This window comes from Roseovarius sp. YIN77 (assembly GCF_057219155.1).
This window is the reverse complement of the sequence record NZ_JBXVVI010000001.1, coordinates 590,731-608,687: the sequence shown is the minus strand read 5'-3', so window position 1 is coordinate 608,687 and position 17,957 is coordinate 590,731. Positions and strand designations below refer to the sequence as shown.

The following is a 17,957-nucleotide window of genomic DNA, read 5'->3' as shown; positions in this document are numbered from 1 at the left end:
GGTTAGAGATTGCGGGAAAGAGTTTCGGGCCGCAAGGGGATTGCGGCCCGGTTTGATTTCAAGGGGCGCTGCTCCTTTTCCCGGGGCTCCGCCCGAGCGCGGCTGAATTGATTCACTGGGTCAATTCCGTGACGCCGCTCACCCCAAGGTATTTTTGGCGAAAGGAAGGGCGGTGCCTTAGTTTGACAGGCTCTCAGCCAAGCGCATTAGGGTGACAGCCTCTTGCCGGTAGCCAAAACGGTCTGCGCCGCGGGCGCCCTCGGCCAAGGCAATGGCGTCTGCATAGGACCAGTTGCCGAGGTAATCTGAACCGCGCAACAGTTGGCCGAAGCCTGCAATGGCAGTGGCGAAACGGGCGTCGGCGCTGGCCTCTGCCATACCAAGGGCGATTGGCGTTTCAATCAGGGTCGAGGTTGCTGCACCCGGTTGTTTGTAGCGCAGTTTCAGGTAGCCGAGTTCAGAGGCGTCACCTGCGAGCGCGGTTTCACCGTAGCGCAGCGGATCATTCACGATGGCATCAGAGCCAACGGGCGTGACCTCGTAAATCGCTGTCACTGTGTGGCCTGCGCCAATTTCGCCCGCGTCGATTTTATCGTTGTTGAAATCTTCGCGGCGCAGTGCGCGGGTCTCATACCCGATCAGGCGGTATTCGGCGATGGCTGCCGGGTTGAACTCGACCTGTATCTTGACGTCATTTGCGATGGGGTAGAGCGCGCCGGTCAACTGATCAACCAGCACTTTTTGAGCCTCTCGCAGCGTGTCGATATAGGCGGCCTGCCCATTGCCGTTTTGCGCCAGCGCCTGCATCGTGGCGTCATCCAGATTGCCACGACCAAAGCCCAGCACAGACAGGTAGGTTCCGCTGTCGCGTTTGTCGGCGATGAAGGATTTCAGAGCTTCGGGATCATGAATGCCGATGTTGAAATCACCGTCCGTGGCAAGGATCACGCGGGAAATGTTGCCGTCCTCTGCCATGTCACCCGCGACCTGATAGGCCTGTTGCAGCCCGGCCTGACCGGCGGTCGAGCCGCCCGCCGACAGACGTTCCAACGCGGCCATGATAGTGGTGCGATCAGAGGCCTGGGTGGGGGCCAGAACTTGGCCCGCGCTGCCCGCATAGGTGACGATGGCAATACGGTCGTCCGGGTTCAGCTCACTCAACATCAGGCGGAAGCTTTGGATTAACAGCGGCAGTTTATTGGCGTCCTGCATGGACCCCGAGGTATCAATCAGGAAGACGAGGTTCAGGGGCGGGCGGTCGTCAATGGCGGGCAATTCGCCCTGAATGCCGATCTGCACCAGCTGGGTGCCGGTGTTCCAAGGGGTTTGGGTGACCGACACGGAGGTGGCAAAGGGGTGCTCGCCATCCGGGGCGGGGTAGTCATAGTTGAAGTAATTCACCATCTCCTCCACCCGTACTGCATCGGGGTTGGGCAGGTAGCCGTTCATCAGGGACGAGCGCATGACGGCATAGGAGGCCGTGTCAACATCAATGGAGAAGGTGGAAACCGGTTCCTCTGCCGTAACTTTTACCGGGTTGGGCGCAGCATTGGCGAAGGCCTCGGTGTTTTGCTCGGGCTGGATGGCTGGTGCGTCGAAATGGGCGTTCAGATCGGGTGAGGCAAGAGACTCTAGCGCGGCACGACCACGCGATTCCGCGGGCGCAGCTGCAAAAGCCTCGCTCGCGTCGCCGACGATCAGTGGTTCCACCATGACGGGTTCTTCGGCCATCATAAGGTCTTGTTCACTTGAGCTGTCTGCCAGATTACGCAGGGCGGTTTTGGCCTCTGCTTCCTGGCGTTCTACGGTAATGGGTGCAGATGCGATTTCTGTTTCGTCAACGGAGGTTGGAATGGCCGGTAGGGTTTCTCTCTGCCCGGTCAGAGTATTGAGCCCCCCCTGTGGTAAAATGACGAACGCAACAAGCCCAAGGGCCGCAAGGCTGGTTGTGGCGGTCAGGGCGCCACGGGTTGTCAGGGAATTCAGCATGGTTTTCACTCCTGTCCAGAGCCCCGCCGATTGGGGGCGATCAGAAGTGGGACGGGCGCGGTCACGATTTTCTTGGAAGGTCGCAAAATTTTCCTCTGCCATGGCGATATGGCGCGCCTTGGCGTTTGCGTCTGGCGCGGGCGTGTCCTGCAAGGCGGATTTGAGGGCGTCGAGCGGATCATTTGTCATTGCTCTGCCTCCTTTTCAAACTGGTGGCGCAGGTGTTTTCTGACCTCTGACATGCGCCAGGCGATGGTCCCTTCAGACAGGTCGAGTACTTTGGCGGCTTCTTTCTGGGTCAGTTCCTCGCCCAGGATCAGGGCAACGGTATCGCGCAGGTCAGGGGGCAGGGCGCGCATCGCGGTTTCCAACCAGGTGGCGGCGTCTTGGGCCTCTGCGACGCTGGCGCGGCGGCCAATTTCCCAATCGCCCCAGCCCTCGGATGCTCGCGTGTAAGTGGCGGTGCGGCGGCGGCGATCATGGGCGGCATTGACGGTGACGCGGTAAAGCCAAGTGGTGAAGCGAGACCGACCCTGAAACCCACCGAGTTTGCCGGGTAGGGCCATGCAGATGTCCTGCGTCAAATCCTCTGCCTCTGCCTGCGCGCCGGTCAGACGATAGGCCAAACGGTAAATGCGGTCATAATGGCGTGAGAGCAGGCTTGAGAAAGCCTGCCGATCCCCACCGGCGGCCGCTAAGGCCAGTTCTTCATCTGTCACCGTCATACGCATCACGATTGTTGGACGCGGGGCAAAGGTCAATCCTTGGTAAAGGGGAAAAATATTTATCTAACCTGCGAATTTGTCTGCCCAGCATGGAACCAAGTCGCCCGACGCAGGTGTGGCGGTATAAACGGCGCGGGCGATGGCGCGGGTCAGGCAGGTGGCGGCGGCGTGGCCAATCCAAAGCAGGTCTTCGGCGGTGACAGGGCGCTGCCCGGTGCTGGCCGCAAAGATCAGATCGCCATCCATCGGTGTGTGGGAGGGTTGGATTGCCCGCGCCATGCCATCATGGGCAGCGGTGGCCACACGGGTGCATTGGGCCTGATCTAGCGTCGCATCGGTTGCGACAATGGCGATGGTGGTGTTGCTAGCGGGGGCGGATTTGATCGGGGGCTGTTGCGTGGGATCATGGGACGGTGCCGGGCCGAGGCCGCCGAATTCGCGGTTCAGTTCCCATGGGGCAGCGTGGAAATGTGGACCACTGTTGCCCACGACTGAACCCAATGCGTTGACCACGACTAGCGCGCCAACCATGTGGCCGGATGGCAGGATTATTGAAGCCGTGCCCAATCCGCCCTTCAGGTCAGCAGTCGTGGCCCCGGTGCCCGCGCCGATGCTGCCTATACCAAATTCTGCGGCGCGTTTTTCGTATGCTTGCCGGCCAAGTGCGGGGTAAGGGTTTTCCGTCCACTCCTTATCCCCGCCATTCAGAAGATCGAACAGGATAGCGGTTGGCACGATGGGCACCCGGACTGTCCCAACGGCGAGCCCCCGACCGTCTGCGCGCAAACCCTCCATCACGCCAGAGGTGGCGTCGAGCCCAAAGGCGGAACCGCCCGACAGCACCAGTGCATCGACCTGTTGCACGGTTTTATCCGGGGCCAACAGCGCGACATCGCGGGTTCCGGGCGCGCCGCCCATGATGGATATCCCGGCGGTGAAGGGCTGATCAGAGGTCAGGACCGTGACGCCGGATTTCAGCCCGTCATCTTGCGCGTTTCCCACAAGCAGGCCATCTATATCGGAGATCGAGTTTGTCGGGCCGGGTTTCAGCATGGATTGTCTCTTGCGTTGCTGTCTGACAGGCTAGCGGGCGAAGGGTGAAGGAACAAGGCAGGCAATTTCGTGGGGTTTATCAAGCTACTGATTATTGGGTTTGTGGTTCTGACGGCCATCTACTGGTTGGTTTCGCTCTATTCCCGGTCAGTTCGCCGAGAAAAGTTGGAAAATGAATGGGCGTCAGAAGATAGATCAGGGGCGGTGCCGGACGACCGCGAGGTGTTTTTGCAGTCGGGCATGGAAGAATATGAGCGTGGGTTCAGAAAAAAGCTGATCTGGCTGGTCTATATCGTTCCGATTGCTGTAATCGTAACTATATTCATCATAACGAATTTTAATTGAGGACCAGATGAAACGGATTGGGCTTTATCTGAAGATTGCTGTTTTTGTGCTGCTTGGTGGGTTTATGCATTACGTGCTGCCCCAACATGACATTGTGCGTGTCACCTCGACAGAGATCATTCGTACTGATTTCAGTTGGTATAACGAGGTCTTTTATGCGCAGGCCGATAGTGGGAATGCGCAGCTGCAGACCCGGGATTTGCGGCTGATCAATACCGAGAAAAAGAAAACATTTCTGTTGGGATTCGTATCGCGTGACGCGACAGAGGTGATGGTGTATCGCAACGAGGATACGGGCTGGATTTGGCCGCCCTATTTCAAGTTTGACAGTTCGGACCTGCAGGCCGAAGCCGCCGCCAGCGTGGATCAGAATGACGAACAATGGGTGGTGATCACCCATTATGGCTGGCGCAACCGGATCCTGAGCATCTATCCCAATGCGGTCAGGATCAAGCCGGTCTCTGGCCCCGATGCGACGGTAATTCCGTGGTTTAACATCTTCTTCTTTATCTTTGTGATCGTTGGGGTTTTGTTTTTGCGCGCCGCTTGGCGACAGTTTCGAGAACGCAAGATCGATCCTGCAATGGACGAGGCCATGGCCGATTGGGACGAGGTTGAAGATCGCGCCAGCGGTTGGTGGAACCGGACCAAGGCGCGTCTGGGTCTGTCTCGCCGAGAGTAGTTGAAATCCCCGGATGGGGATTTCAGGCCTGCGGCGCGCGTATTTTTTACCAAAAAAAAGAAAGCTGGAAAAGAAAGCTGGGGTTATTCCCCGTAGGGCACCCAGATGTTTTTGACCTCTGTGGCGTGTTCCAGAAATTCGCGGCCCGCGCCTGCGGGGCCGAACCAGTCGCGCGACTGGCCATTATTCACCCAGGTGCGTTTCAGGTTGCCGGCGGAACGGCGTTCGATGTCGCCTGAAATGTCAGCCGAGGAGAAGTTCCAGACCGCATCCACATCCATGTGATCAGACAGGGTTTTGGCAAGCTCTGCGTGATCGCCGGTTAGAATGTTCACAACACCGGCGGGCACATCTGATGTTTCCAGAACTTGATAGAAATCAGTAGCGGCCAGCGGATAGGGGTTGGAGGCGACGAGGATAGATGTGTTGCCCATTGCCATTGCTGGCCCCATGACGGAGATCAGGCTCAGGAGCGGCGTCTCATCCGCGCAGAGGGTGCCGATTACGCCCACCGGTTCCTTCATCGCCAGTGCGATGCCCCGGATCGGGACGCCATGCGCCTGACCATCAAACTTGTCGGCCCAGGCGGCGTAGGTGAAGAGGCGCTGAATCGAGGTTTCGACTTCTTTGGTGCCCTGTTTCTTGCCGGTCATCGCATCAATGCGGGCGGCAAATTCGCCTGCGCGGGCTGACAGGTTCTCGGCCATGTAATACATGATCTGCGCGCGCAGGTGGCCGGTGGTTTTGGCCCAGCCTTTGGCCTTGTGTGCGGCTTCGACCGCGTTTCGCACGTCTTTACGATTGGCAATCGGGGCATGGCCCAGCAATTTGCCCTTGGGTGACCAAACTGGCGTGGAATAGCCGCCATCGGGGCGGGCCTGTTTACCGCCGATATAGAGCTTGGCGGTCTGGTCGATGCCCTCTGTCATTGGCTTGGCAGGGGCTGCGACCGGGGGGGTCGGGGTCAACTGTTTGATCGCGATTTTGGGTTTGGTGTAGGCCGCAAGGCCTTCCCAGCCGCCCTCGCGCCCGAAGCCGCTTTCGCGTACACCGCCGAAGCCTGCGGCTGCGTCGAAAAGGTTGGTGGCGTTCACCCAGACGACTCCTGCGACCAGTTTCGGCGCGATATCCAGCGCAAGGTTGATGTTTTCCGTCCAGACCGTGGCTGCAAGGCCATAACGGGTGTTATTGGCAATCTCGATCGCTTCTGCCGGGGTGCGGAAGGTGGTGGAGGCCAGAACCGGGCCAAAGATTTCCTCCTGCATTAACCGCGCGCTGGTGTGCAGATCGGTGATCAGGGTGGGCGGATAGAAACAGCCATTGTCAGGCAGGGGGGTGTTGGCGTGATAGACGGTACCTTCCGGGCCGCTCTCAGTCACCATGCGGGTGATGGTTTGGTGCTGCACCGGGTCAACGATCGCGCCGATGTCGATGCATTTGTCCAGCGGATTGCCAATGCGTAGCCCATCCATGCGGGTGCGAAGTTTGGTGTAAAATCGCTCGGCAATGCCCTCTTGCACCAAAAGGCGGGAGCCTGCGCAACAGACTTGGCCCTGATTGAACCAGATCGCGTCAACCAGCCCCTCTATCGCGCTGTCGATATCGGCATCGTCAAAGACGATGTAGGGGGATTTTCCGCCCAGTTCCAGGGTCAACGCCTTGCCGGACCCGGCGGTGGCCTCGCGGATGCGGCGACCGACAGAGGTGGAGCCGGTGAAGGCGATTTTATTGATATCGGGGTGTGTGACGATCATTTCGCCCACGGCGCCGTCGCCGGTGACGATGTTGACGACGCCTTTGGGAACGCCGGCCTCTTGGCAGATTTCCGCGAAAAGAAGCGCGGTCAGCGAGGTGTATTCGGCGGGTTTCAGAACCACGGTGTTGCCTGCGGCCAAGGCGGGAGCGATTTTCCAGGCGAGCATCAACAGTGGGAAGTTCCACGGGATGATCTGGCCGCAAACGCCGACGGGTTCCAAATCGGGGCGTTCTGCCTCCATCAATTGGGCGAGGCCCGCATGATAGTAAAAATGTCGTGCCACCAGTGGGATGTCGATGTCGCGGCTCTCGCGGATGGGTTTGCCGTTGTCCATGGTTTCCAGCACCGCGAACAGACGGGCATGTTTTTGGATCAGGCGGGCAAGGGCGTACAGAACGCGGGCGCGGGCATGGCCGCCGGATTTTGCCCATGGGCTTTGCGCTTTGCGCGCCGCAGCGACGGCGGCATCAATGTCGGCGTGGGTGGCTTGGGAGAGGGATGCGAGCGTTTCGCCTGTGGCTGGGTTGCGCGTTTCAAAGCCTTCTGCCGGAGAGGTCCATGCACCGTTGATAAAATGGCCAAAATTACTGCCACGGTCCGTGATCCATTTTAGAGCCGGTTTGGCGTCTTCGGGGGCAGGGCCGTAATCCATTGTGTCGAAAATTTCTTTGATGGTCATAAGTTACCCAATCGCATGACGGTGAGCGGCGGAGTAGCGGCCGGTCAGGTGGTGTTCGAGTTGGCGTTCGATATCGCCTAAAAGCGACGATGCGCCGAAACGGAAAAGATCAGGTTGCAGCCAGCGGTGGCCCAGTTCGTCCTTCATCAGGGCGAGGTAGTTCAGCGCATCCTTGGCCTTGGATATTCCACCTGCAGGTTTGTAGCCGACATGGTATCCGGTGCGGTCATAATAGTCGCGGATGGCCCGGATCATAACCAGTGTGACCGGCAGGGTGGCGTTGACGCTTTCTTTGCCGGTCGATGTCTTGATGAAATCGGCCCCGGCCATCATGCAGATCAGTGAGGCCCGCGCGACATTGCGCAGCGTGCCCAATTCGCCCGTGGCAAGGATCGCCTTTACATGTGCATCCCCGCAGGCGCGGCGAAACTCGGCCATTTCATCATAGAGCGCTTGCCAGTTCCCGGTCAGAACGTGGCGGCGGGAAATGACGATGTCGATTTCCTTGGCGCTTGCGGCGACGCTTTCCTCGATCTCTGCCACGCGCAGGTGGAAGGGGGACAGACCAGCGGGAAAACCGGTGGAAACGGCGGCCACCGGGATGCCGGTGCCGTCAAGCGCCTGAACGGCGGTTTCGATCATGTCGTGATAGACGCAGACGGCGCCGGTGGTCAGGCCGGTCATGCCCAGTTCGGCCAGCAAATCGGCACGAACGGGTTGGCGGGCCTTGGCGCACAACCGGCGCACACGGCCCACAGTGTCGTCGCCCGACAGCGTGGTCAGGTCGATACAACTGATAGCTTTTAAGAGCCACGCGGCCTGATAGTCTTTCTTTACAGTGCGGCGGCCGGGCAGGGTGGAGGCGCGGCGCTCCACGGCCGAGGTGTTCACCTGAACAGCGGCCACCCAATCCAGATCCAGCGGCATGCCGGGATTCCGGGGGAGGTGAACCTGAGGCAAGCGGGCAACCGAAGTCGTTGCTGCCTGAATCGTTTCTTTGGTTTGCATCCATTCCCCCGATTGCGTGAGGTTAAAGCGTGTCATGGCCCTGCCGTTATTGCAAGTTTGACCATTTGGTCAAGACTTGATGCACATAACCGCCTTTTCAAGCCAAACGATTGGCGATACGAGAGGGCAAGCTGCCCTTGGAGACTGCCACATGTCCTTTGACCGATCCATTAAAATTGCCCCATCCATCCTGTCTGCCGACTTTGCCAATTTCGGTCTGGAGTGCGAAGCGGTGGAGGCGCAGGGCGCCGATTGGGTGCATGTGGATGTCATGGACGGGCATTTCGTGCCAAACATCACCTTTGGCCCGGCGACCTGCAAGGCGATCCGCCCGCATATCAAGGGCGTCATGGATGTGCATCTGATGATCGCCCCGGTGGACCCGTATATCGAGGCCTTTGCCGAGTCTGGTGCCGATGTCATCACCGCCCATGTCGAGTCAGGGCCGCATATTCACCGCACGTTGCAGGCCATTCGCGGGGCAGGGGCCAAGGCTGGCGTCGCGCTGAACCCGGGCACCCCTGCCAGCGCCGTTGAACATCTACTCGACCTGACCGATCTGATCTGTGTGATGACGGTGAATCCCGGCTTTGGCGGGCAGAAATTCATCGACATGTCGGCAAAAATTCGTGAACTTCGCGCCATGATCGGCGATCGACCGATCCACATTGAAATCGATGGCGGGGTAACACCCGAAACCGCGCCAATCGTGACCAATGCAGGTGCTGATGTGCTGGTGGCAGGCTCTGCCGTGTTCAAGGGTGGATCAGTGTCTAATCCGACCCCATATGGTGACAATATCCGTGCGATCCGGGCCGCTGTAGCGGGCTAAGGCGCTTTCCTTCCCTTGGCTGGGGCGATAAACTCTGGCCGATCACAGATTTGAGGACAAGATAAATGGCTGATGCCTCTTCCCCCGCCCATTCCGTTCTGGACCAGTTGCGCGACATGACCGTCGTTGTGGCCGATACCGGCGATATTGCCGCGATCAAGCGTCTGAACCCGATTGACGCCACAACCAACCCATCCCTGATCCTGAAGGCCGCACAGATGCCGGAATATGCCGATCTGGTTCGGGCGGCGATTGGCCGGGTGGATCGCAACGGTCTGTCACAGGCCGAGGTGATTTCCGAAGTGATTGACCAGATCGGCGTGGGGTTTGGCAAAGAGATCGTCAATCTGGTGCCGGGCCGTGTATCGATAGAGGTCGATGCGCGTCTGTCCTTTGATACCAACGGCACGATTGAAAAGGCCCGCAAGATAGTGGCCATGTTTGCTGATCAGGGTGTGGCAGCAGACCGCCTGCTGATCAAGGTTGCGGCGACCTGGGAAGGGATCCGCGCTGCCAAACAGCTGGAAAAAGAAGGCATCAACTGTAACCTGACCCTGATTTTCGGCTTTGCCCAGGCCCGTGCCTGTGCAGAGGCAGGGGTTTTCCTGATCTCGCCTTTCGTCGGGCGAATTTTGGACTGGTACAAAGCTGCGAACCCGGATGTGACCTATACGGCGGAAAATGACCCGGGCGTGGTCTCTGTCACCAACATCTACCGCTATTTCAAGGATCACGGGTTCAAGACGGTGGTCATGGGTGCCAGTTTCCGCAACGCGGGAGAGATCAAGGCACTGGCCGGTTGTGATCGGCTGACCATCAGCCCAGCCTTGTTGGACGAGATGGAAGGCGAAACCGCTGAATTGCCGCGCATGCTGGAAGATGCGGGTGCAACCAAAGCGCAAGACACCCCGTTGAGCGAGGGCGATTTCCGTTGGCAGATGAATGCCGATGCCATGGCGACCGAAAAGCTGGCGCAGGGCATTCGCGGCTTTGCCGCCGATAGCGAGAAGTTGGAAGCTATCCTTGCCGACATGATCTGATAATCACAACAGAAAATGAAGAAGCCCTGGATATGGTCCAGGGCTTTCTTTTTTAGGCGGGCTCCTCTTAGGCCAGCTCAAGTGCTGCCAGATCTTCGCGTCGGGCCTCTTGATAGTGGTCAAATTCGATTTCGAACCAGGCTGTGCCGCGTGTTGCACCACCCAATGCCCCAAATAGTTCATCTTGGGCGGTGATTGGCAAGAGCGCGTTGAACACATCCCAACCGGCAGCCGTTGGATGGTTTTCAAATCCCAACACTTGCCCCTTCATCCCGCTGACGATGGGGACCAGGCCACCCGAATAGATGGATGGGACATGAATTTTGACACTCATGATCGGCTGCAGGACCTTGGCACCAGCCTCATCTATCGCCTCGCGAACCGCGTTTTTGCCGGCGGTGCGGAAGGCATAGTCGGAACTGTCAACGGCGTGGTGCTTGCCGTCCTTCAACAGCACACTGACATCGACCACCGGAAATCCGTTTGGCCCGACAAGCAGGGCGTCGCGCGCGCCGGCCTCTACCGATGGGATGTAGTTCTTTGGAACAGCGCCACCTTTGACGATGTCTGAGAATGAAAAGCCTGATCCGCGTGGTTCGGGTTTGAGTTCGATCAGGACATCGGCAAATTGACCGGCCCCGCCGGATTGTTTGCGGTGGCGATGATGTTTTTCAACCTTTCGGGAAATGGTTTCACGCAAGGCGGGGGGGACTGGCGCATCCTCGACCTGGATGCCGAAGCTATCGGACAGTTTTCCAACCACGCGGCGCAGATGAAGTGGACCTTGCAGTGTCAGGCGTGCATGACCTGTCTGTTCGTCCTGTGCCACGCTGAGGCCCGGTTCGATCTCTGACAGCCGCGACAGTGCATTGGACAGCCGGGTTTCATCGCGTTCATTGGTTGGGGTGATGATACGCTGGTACGCCGCTGAACGAGGCACCGCCCAATTGGGCAGGGTGATATTGGCATCAGCGGAATATCCGTATCCCAGATTCAGGTGATCTGTTTTCACGGTCAGGGCTATTTCACCTGCACGCAGCGACGGGATCGCGGTTTTGCCATCAATGTCGGTCAGGCTGCCAATAGTGTCACCGGCAATAGAACTGCCGCCGCTCAACCCATCTGCAAACCCTCTAATCAGAACAGTTTTTCCCAAATGTTTGGCCATGTCGGCCAGACATCCGACGGCCAGAACATTCCCTAAATCCTGAAGCCGTTCCTTGGTCTGGTCAATTCTTGGGGCCTCGTGCCTTAAAGACTTCATCAGACGCATGATGCCATTGCTATGAAGCGCTGACCCCAGAAGTGCCGGAACCAGATCGTGATGCTGCAAAACGGATGTCGCGACATCATAGACCTCATCGGTGGCGGGGCGTTTATCCTCTATCAGCTGCTCAAGTAAGGTGTCGTTAAAATCAGCCAGGGATTCCAGAAGCTCTGTCCGGGCCTCTTGTTCGCGCTCTTCGGCCTCTTGTGGCAGCTCGATTAGGGCAGATGGTTCGCCCTCCTGATATTTCCAGGCGCGCTCAGAAATCAGATCAATGGCACCTATGACCTGATCGCCGTCGCGCAAAGGAATTTGGCGAAGCACGATACTGTGGCTGCAGAAGGTTTGCAGGGCTGCGACGATCTCGCTCATCCGTTCTGCGGCTGCGTCGATCTTGTTGATGAAGAGGATAGAGGGAATGCCGGATTCTTCGAGCAGTCGCAGGTAAGGGGCACATAATACAGCGGCGTCTGTATCTGCAGGGATACATAGGACCGCGGCGTCACAGGCTGCCAAGGCTGGTCCGACATTGGCAAGGTTATCAGGCCCGCCCGCGAAATCTAGCGCCGCCCAGTCATCCCCCATAAATTGAAATTTGGTGACGTCAGCCACACCCTTAACGGACATTGTCTTGCCCGGCCTGCCTTCCAACCCGACAAGCGCCGAGATCAACGCAGACTTGCCGGATTGTGATGGTCCAATGACGGAAAATACTCTCATGTCAGGCTCTCCTGTATCTGCCTTCGATTTGTTCGACTGCACGGATAAGCGGCGTGACGATGAGCTGTGCACGCATTTGGCCGGATATTGAAACTGCCTCACCCCAAGCGACCTGCGGGGATGATTTGATTGTTTCCCAAGCGGGGCGAAGCGTCAAGCCACTGAATTTTTTCAGCTACCTGTCAGATTGGACCTGTGGAGAAGCAGGGTCAGATATCCAACAGGCCGAATTCTTCGCGCCCGATGGTGCTGTAGGAGATAAAACCGGCCTCTTTGGCCTCTGCGGCGGAATAGATGTTCCTGAAATCCCCCAATGCCGCATGTGACATGATCCCCGCCAGGCGGGATAGATCCAATGCGCGAAATTCGTTCCATTCAGTTAGGATGACGATGGCATCGACCCCCTCGGCCGCGCTGTAGGCATCATCGTGCCAGTGCACACCGGGGAGCAGTTTTTTACCTTCATTCTGTCCTTGGGGATCGACCACCCGAACCTCTGCTCCACCCCCGACGAGTGCGGGTACAACCGTCAGGCTGGGTGCTTCGCGCATGTCGTCCGTGTTTGGTTTGAACGTGACCCCGAAAACCGCGATGGTTTTCCCGTTCACGACCCCGCCACACAGATCCATCACCTTGTCGATCATCCTGCGTTTGGTTTCATCATTCACCTTGATGACTGTTTCCACGATCTGCATTGGGCAGGCGTTTTCCTGACCGGTTCGCGCCAAGGCCTTGGTATCTTTTGGAAAACAGGACCCGCCATAACCCGGTCCTGCGTGTAAAAACTTGTTACCGATCCGGCCATCCAGGCCAATACCCTTGGCCACCTGTTTGATATCGGCGCCGACGCGTTCGCACAGCGCGGCCACCTCGTTGATGAAAGTGATCTTGGTCGCCAGAAAGGCATTGGCGGCGTATTTGATCATTTCGGCGGATTCCAGATCGGTGATCACAACCGGAAATTCGCGCAGAAAGAGCGGGCGATAGACATCATTCATCACCTGTGCAGCACGATCATTTTCGACACCGACGACAACGCGGTCTGGCCTCATGAAATCCTCAATCGCAGCGCCCTCACGCAGAAACTCGGGGTTGGATGCGATATCGAAATCGGCATTGGGATTGGTTTTCTGGATGATGTCAGCCACCTTTCGGTTGGTGCCGACGGGGACAGTCGATTTGACAACGATCACAGTGTGTCCAGAAATCGAATGGGCAATTTCTTCGGCTGCAGAAAAGACATATTGAAGATCCGCGTGCCCATCCCCCCGGCGGGTGGGGGTGCCGACCGCGATGAAGACGGCGTCGGCCTCGGCCACAGCAGTTTTCAGATCACGTGTAAACTGCAGGCGCCCGGCGTCGGTGTTGCGGGCAATCAGTTCCTCAAGTCCGGGCTCATAAATCGGTACCTGACTTTTGCGCAGCGCTTCGATCTTGGTTTCATCCTTGTCGACGCAGGTGACCTGATGCCCGAAATCGGAAAAGCACACGCCAGAGACAAGGCCGACATAACCGGTGCCAATCATTGCAATTTTCATGGTCTGACCTTTCTGCTCTGTAGTCTTTGGTGATGGGTAGGTTCGCGGGTGCTGTCAATCCCAATGCGGATATTCAAAAAAATCAAGCATGTCCTTTCCGCTGAGCCGGTCGGGTTTATGCTTGGGTTTCGGGGTCGGGTTTGATTGACTTGAGGGCAGATAACCAAGTTGGAAAAGATGAGCAAACACACCTATTACAGCCCGCGTGGCGGATTGCCCGAGCAATCCCAGTTGCTGACAGATCGCGCAGTCTTTACAGAGGCTTATGCCGTGATCCCAAAGGGCACGATGCGTGATATTGTGACCAGTTTTCTGCCATTTTGGGACAATACGCGCGTGTGGATCATTGCCCGGCCCATGTCCGGCTTTGCCGAAACATTTTCGCATTACATCGTTGAGGTGCAGCCTGGCGGCGGGAGTGAGAGGCCAGAACTGAATGATCAGGCGCAGGGGGCGTTGTTTGTGACCGCCGGACAGGTAGAGGTGACCCTGGACGGACAAGCCCATGTACTGGAGGAAGGTGGGTTTGCATTTCTACCGGCAGGCAGCGATTGGAGCCTGAAAAACAAGGGTGCCCAGCCTGCAACATTTCATTGGATTCGCAAGGCATTTGAAGAGGTTAGCGGGTTGGAACGCCCTGATCCGATCTTTACCTCTGATCAGGATATCGCCCCTGTGTTTATGCCCGACACTAATGATGCTTGGGGCACCACACGGTTTATGGACCCAAATGATTTACGCTATGATTTTCACGTCACCGTTGTGACGTTCCAGCCCGGCGGCGTGATCCCGTTTTTGGAGACACATGTCATGGAACATGGGCTCTATGTGCTTGAAGGAAAAGCTGCTTATCGGTTGAACCAGGATTGGGTGGAGGTCGAGGCAGGTGACTATATGTGGTTGCGCGCCTTCTGCCCGCAGGCCTGCTATGCCGGGGGACCGGGGCAGTTCCGGTATCTGCTCTACAAAGACGTTAACAGACACCCGAAACTGCCATTTTGAGAGCGTCGGTGCCACGTCGGTATTTTGTCGGTATTGCGACGGTGCGGGAAAGGTTAATGTGGCGCTGAGACGTTATTGTTTTAATGGACGGTGCCGGAAAACTAGATCTGTTGGGTCTGGCCTCTGAGCATTTTTATCGAGCTGTGCACACAACCGTTCCGCCAAACTAATTGAGCGAAGGTTGTTGGGATCAATGTAGCTGACCAATGTCTCCAGCTTGCGCACTTCGAACGCCCATTTGCGCAATGCGCAGGCTGCTTCAAAGGCGTAGTTCTTTCCCTCGGTAAAAGTGTAAACCTGCCATCCAAGTTCTGGTTCCGGAAAAAGCGGCCCGTGATTAATTTCAATCTGACCAAGACACTGACCAGTCTGGCGGTTTTCCATCGTCAAGTTTCCATAGCCCAGTAACTGCCATAGCGCGATACCGTGACAAAATGACCCCCAAGCATCATCGATTGAAAACCGCCCGCCCATGTAAACTGAACGTTGCGATTGCATCAGTTCTAAAAAATGCGGCCAATCCTCCATTGAGGGGAGGCGAAGCACCATTCGGTCAGTTTGCAACTTGGGTATGTTTATCATTCAATTTACCGATCCATGAATGTCGAACCTGTCGTAGTCAAATTTCAAGCGTTGTAAAAGTGTTGGAAACTACAACAAAGCCCGCGTAGCAGGCATTTTTATCCTAAAACAATACTGGGACGATGTGGTCCCGTGTTTATCATCCTTTTTTGTTTGGTCGGTCAGGTCGGTATTTTCCGGCTGGATCAGATTTAGCCCCAGACACTCTTGGGGAAAACAGGGCTAGGCGCGGTTGGGCAGCAGTTCCACGCCAAAGCGATGGGCCTGAATTCCGTCGGATTGAAAGCGCATTGCAATGCCGGTTCGAATATCACTGGCAAGGTTCCATGCTTTCACCGCTGAATCGGTCCAACCAGCGACCCAGCACTGAAAGGCATCTTTTTCCATCTCCATGACCCAGAATTTTGGTGTCTCGTTGGATGAAAAATTCTCGCTACTCTGAACTGCGTCGATGGCGATTTCCCTCACCTGTTCAAGGCTCGTATCGTACGAAATGTAGAAGGCAACATGCACCCAGATGTAGCCATCCCGGTAGGATAAATTGGTCACTTCTTTGGACAGCATTTTGCTGCTGGGGATGATCAGTCGTTTCCAGTTCCACAGCTTCACGATCGTGTGGTTCAGGCTGATGTCTTCAACGGTGCCGTAACAGTCATCGACAATGATGGTGTCGCCGACGCGAATTGCCTTTGAAAAGGACAGCACCATGCCAGCGATGATGTTTTCGATCAGCGGTCGCGCCGCGATACCGATTACCACGCTAGATGCGGCAGCCAGTACGGAAATGAAGGCAGTGGGGATCGAATCCAGAAAGGGAAGAACAAAGGCGAATGCCCATACCGCCGTCAGCAGAAAGACGGCTATTTTTCCAATGATCGTGAACCGGTTCTTGATGTTTTCGACGGCGACATCGATCTCATTTGTGTCGTCTTGGCTGATAGGCGACTTGGTTTCAATGCTGTCCAAACTGTCGAGCATCTCTATTCGTTTTGAGCGGCTGGTTTTTACCTTGAGCAGTGCAGATCTTGCCCACCATATCGCGATTAAGCCGATCAGGCTGATAGTGCAGAGATAAACGATCAAATATGTCGATGTCATCAGGGTTCCCCGGGCAGGTTTAGGCGTGTGAATGGTTGGGTCTTTTCCAAAAAAACAGAAACGACTCATCCATGCAGATATGTTGCCTGTTCCCCTAGCGCCTTGATCAATATCAAGTGGGATTGATTGTGTTGTTGATCATTCAGTTTGGTCATCCGGTGGAGAAGGTCATATTGCGCAGACCACTCATGATGCATTGTATTTGGCGTTGGTTTACAAAAAAAACGGGGCCAAACTGGCCCCGTGGTGTTGTTTTACCTGTCCGGTTTTCTCAGTCGATCTCTTCCGGCAGGATCTGGTTCAGCACGATCGCGATCAGGGCTGCGGGCAAGAGGCCAGAGACCGCCAGCGTTTTCATGACGCCTGGCAGGTATTGCACGGCTGTTGGCACAAGGTTCAGACCCAGACCCACCGCCAGCGATACGGCGATGATGATCATGTTGCGGCGGTTCATGGTGACCTCTGTCAACATGTTCAGGCCAGCCGCTGCAACCATGCCGAACATCACGATCACGCCACCGCCCAGCACCGGCAGAGGCATAGAGGCGATGATGGCACCGATTTTCGGGATCAAACCGCAGACGATCAGGATCAGGCCTGCGATGGTGACCACATGGCGGCTCATCACGCCGGTCATGCCGATGATGCCCACGTTTTGGCTGAACGAGGTGTTGGGCAGCCCACCAAAGATAGCCGCCACGGTGGTGCCCAGACCATCCGCATAGGTGGCGCCCGCGATTTCGGTATCGGTGGCTTCGCGCCCGGCGCCTGCCTTGGTTGTGGCCGATGTATCCCCGACGGTTTCAATGGCCGATACGACAGAGATCAGCGATACCGCTATCACTGCACCCAGCGAGAATTGGAAGCCATAGGGCATAATCTCTGGCACGGCGATCCAGGCGGCCTTGCCCACGGCGCCAAAACTGACCATGCCCATCATCAGGGCGAGGATATAGCCTGCGGTCATGCCGATCAGGATACCGGCGGCCGACACGATGCCCTTGCCCCAGAATTTAAGGCCCAGTGCGACGATCACAACGGTCAGTGCCACCGCCCAATGCATGAGGGAGCCAAAGCTTTCGGCCTCCATCTGGAATTTGGCGGCACCACCAGCGGCGTATTTGATGGCGACCGGGATCAGGTAAAGCCCGATGGTCAGGATCACCAGGCCAGAGACCAGCGGTGGAAACAGAAACCGCAGCCTGCCAATGATAGAGCCAAGGCAGAAGTGGATGACGCCGCCGATCAGGCAGGCAGTGAGCGCAACGCCCAACCCCTGGGTTGCGGCGACGGCGGTCAGGACCGACACAAAGGCAAAGCTGGTGCCTTGCATAATTGGAAGACGCGCGCCGACTGGGCCCATACCGACGGTTTGAAAGAGCGTAGCAAGGCCCGAAAACAGCATTGCCATCTGGATCAGGTAAACCTGTTCAGCACTGCCAAAGGCGAGGCCCGCAGCCCCGGCCACGATAATGGATGGGGTGACGTTTGACGCAAACATCGCCAGAACGTGCTGAACCCCCAGAGGTATGGCGGTACCGAGCGGGGGTGTCACATTGGGATCGCTGTTGGCGATCACATGGGTCGTGTCAGTCATTGGTTTCCTCCCTGTCGACTGTTCCCTATATGGGCCGTTTTGAC

At 57.0% G+C, this 17,957-nt stretch carries 15 protein-coding genes; 5 read left to right on the top strand and 10 right to left on the bottom strand.

The window, feature by feature from the left end; genetic code table 11:
* Window positions 1-177: 177 nt before the first annotated feature.
* From AC2D8P_RS02960 to AC2D8P_RS02950, 3 genes are all read right to left on the bottom strand, one after another.
* Entirely contained in the window at window positions 178-2,178 is a 2,001-nt protein-coding gene (locus AC2D8P_RS02960; protein ID WP_484700298.1) for a vWA domain-containing protein, read from the bottom strand.
* The gene (locus AC2D8P_RS02955) at window positions 2,175-2,714 is read right to left on the bottom strand and encodes an RNA polymerase sigma factor (RefSeq protein WP_484700297.1); all 540 of its coding nucleotides are present in this window, start codon (window positions 2,712-2,714) and stop codon (window positions 2,175-2,177) included. Before AC2D8P_RS02955 ends, AC2D8P_RS02960 begins: the two co-directional genes overlap by 4 nt.
* Window positions 2,715-2,777: 63 nt before the next feature.
* Entirely contained in the window at window positions 2,778-3,764 is a 987-nt protein-coding gene (locus tag AC2D8P_RS02950; protein ID WP_484700593.1) for a P1 family peptidase, read from the bottom strand.
* A gap of 72 nt (window positions 3,765-3,836) precedes the next feature.
* On the opposite strand from AC2D8P_RS02950, the gene AC2D8P_RS02945 reads away from it, so the two are divergent.
* Both AC2D8P_RS02945 and AC2D8P_RS02940 read left to right on the top strand, forming a co-directional pair.
* Window positions 3,837-4,112, top strand: coding sequence for a hypothetical protein (locus AC2D8P_RS02945; RefSeq protein WP_484700295.1), 276 nt, complete (start codon window positions 3,837-3,839; stop codon window positions 4,110-4,112).
* A 7-nt stretch (window positions 4,113-4,119) separates the two neighbouring features.
* On the top strand, window positions 4,120-4,794 hold the full coding sequence (locus AC2D8P_RS02940; RefSeq protein ID WP_484700293.1) for a DUF1523 family protein: 675 nt from the start codon (window positions 4,120-4,122) through the stop codon (window positions 4,792-4,794).
* A gap of 83 nt (window positions 4,795-4,877) precedes the next feature.
* On the opposite strand, the gene AC2D8P_RS02935 is transcribed toward AC2D8P_RS02940, so the two are convergent.
* Together AC2D8P_RS02935 and deoC are read right to left on the bottom strand one after the other, a co-directional pair.
* Entirely contained in the window at window positions 4,878-7,229 is a 2,352-nt protein-coding gene (locus AC2D8P_RS02935) for an aldehyde dehydrogenase family protein (protein WP_484700292.1), read from the bottom strand.
* 3 nt (window positions 7,230-7,232) lie between these two features.
* Window positions 7,233-8,237 (bottom strand): deoxyribose-phosphate aldolase, encoded by a 1,005-nt coding sequence (gene deoC, locus AC2D8P_RS02930; RefSeq protein ID WP_484700290.1) that lies wholly within the window; start codon window positions 8,235-8,237, stop codon window positions 7,233-7,235.
* 151 nt (window positions 8,238-8,388) lie between these two features.
* On the opposite strand from deoC, the gene rpe reads away from it, so the two are divergent.
* On the top strand, window positions 8,389-9,069 hold the full coding sequence (gene rpe / locus AC2D8P_RS02925) for a ribulose-phosphate 3-epimerase (protein ID WP_484700289.1): 681 nt from the start codon (window positions 8,389-8,391) through the stop codon (window positions 9,067-9,069).
* Between the two features lie 65 nt (window positions 9,070-9,134).
* Window positions 9,135-10,109 carry a transaldolase gene (gene tal, locus AC2D8P_RS02920; RefSeq protein WP_484700287.1) on the top strand — a complete coding sequence of 325 codons (975 nt, stop codon included), beginning with the start codon at window positions 9,135-9,137 and terminating at the stop codon, window positions 10,107-10,109.
* 67 nt (window positions 10,110-10,176) lie between these two features.
* On the opposite strand, the gene AC2D8P_RS02915 is transcribed toward tal, so the two are convergent.
* A complete protein-coding gene (locus tag AC2D8P_RS02915; protein ID WP_484700285.1) occupies window positions 10,177-12,096 on the bottom strand; it encodes an elongation factor G in 1,920 nt (639 codons plus the stop codon).
* Window positions 12,097-12,305: 209 nt separating this feature from the next.
* Window positions 12,306-13,634, bottom strand: coding sequence for a UDP-glucose dehydrogenase family protein (locus tag AC2D8P_RS02910; RefSeq protein WP_484700284.1), 1,329 nt, complete (start codon window positions 13,632-13,634; stop codon window positions 12,306-12,308).
* Between the two features lie 177 nt (window positions 13,635-13,811).
* Here AC2D8P_RS02910 and AC2D8P_RS02905 point away from each other — a divergent pair, with 177 nt between their 5' ends.
* On the top strand, window positions 13,812-14,636 hold the full coding sequence (locus tag AC2D8P_RS02905; RefSeq protein ID WP_484700282.1) for a bifunctional allantoicase/(S)-ureidoglycine aminohydrolase: 825 nt from the start codon (window positions 13,812-13,814) through the stop codon (window positions 14,634-14,636).
* A gap of 72 nt (window positions 14,637-14,708) precedes the next feature.
* Here the strand turns inward: AC2D8P_RS02905 and AC2D8P_RS02900 are convergent, their stop codons facing one another.
* The 3 genes from AC2D8P_RS02900 to AC2D8P_RS02890 all read right to left on the bottom strand — a co-directional run bounded on the left by AC2D8P_RS02900 (window position 14,709) and on the right by AC2D8P_RS02890 (window position 17,913).
* Window positions 14,709-15,218, bottom strand: coding sequence for a GNAT family N-acetyltransferase (locus AC2D8P_RS02900; RefSeq protein ID WP_484700280.1), 510 nt, complete (start codon window positions 15,216-15,218; stop codon window positions 14,709-14,711).
* Window positions 15,219-15,440: 222 nt separating this feature from the next.
* A complete protein-coding gene (locus AC2D8P_RS02895; protein WP_484700278.1) occupies window positions 15,441-16,301 on the bottom strand; it encodes a mechanosensitive ion channel family protein in 861 nt (286 codons plus the stop codon).
* Between the two features lie 286 nt (window positions 16,302-16,587).
* Window positions 16,588-17,913: a uracil-xanthine permease family protein gene (locus AC2D8P_RS02890; protein WP_484700276.1), complete on the bottom strand. Its 1,326-nt coding sequence runs from the start codon at window positions 17,911-17,913 to the stop codon at window positions 16,588-16,590.
* Between the last annotated feature and the right edge of the window lie 44 nt (window positions 17,914-17,957).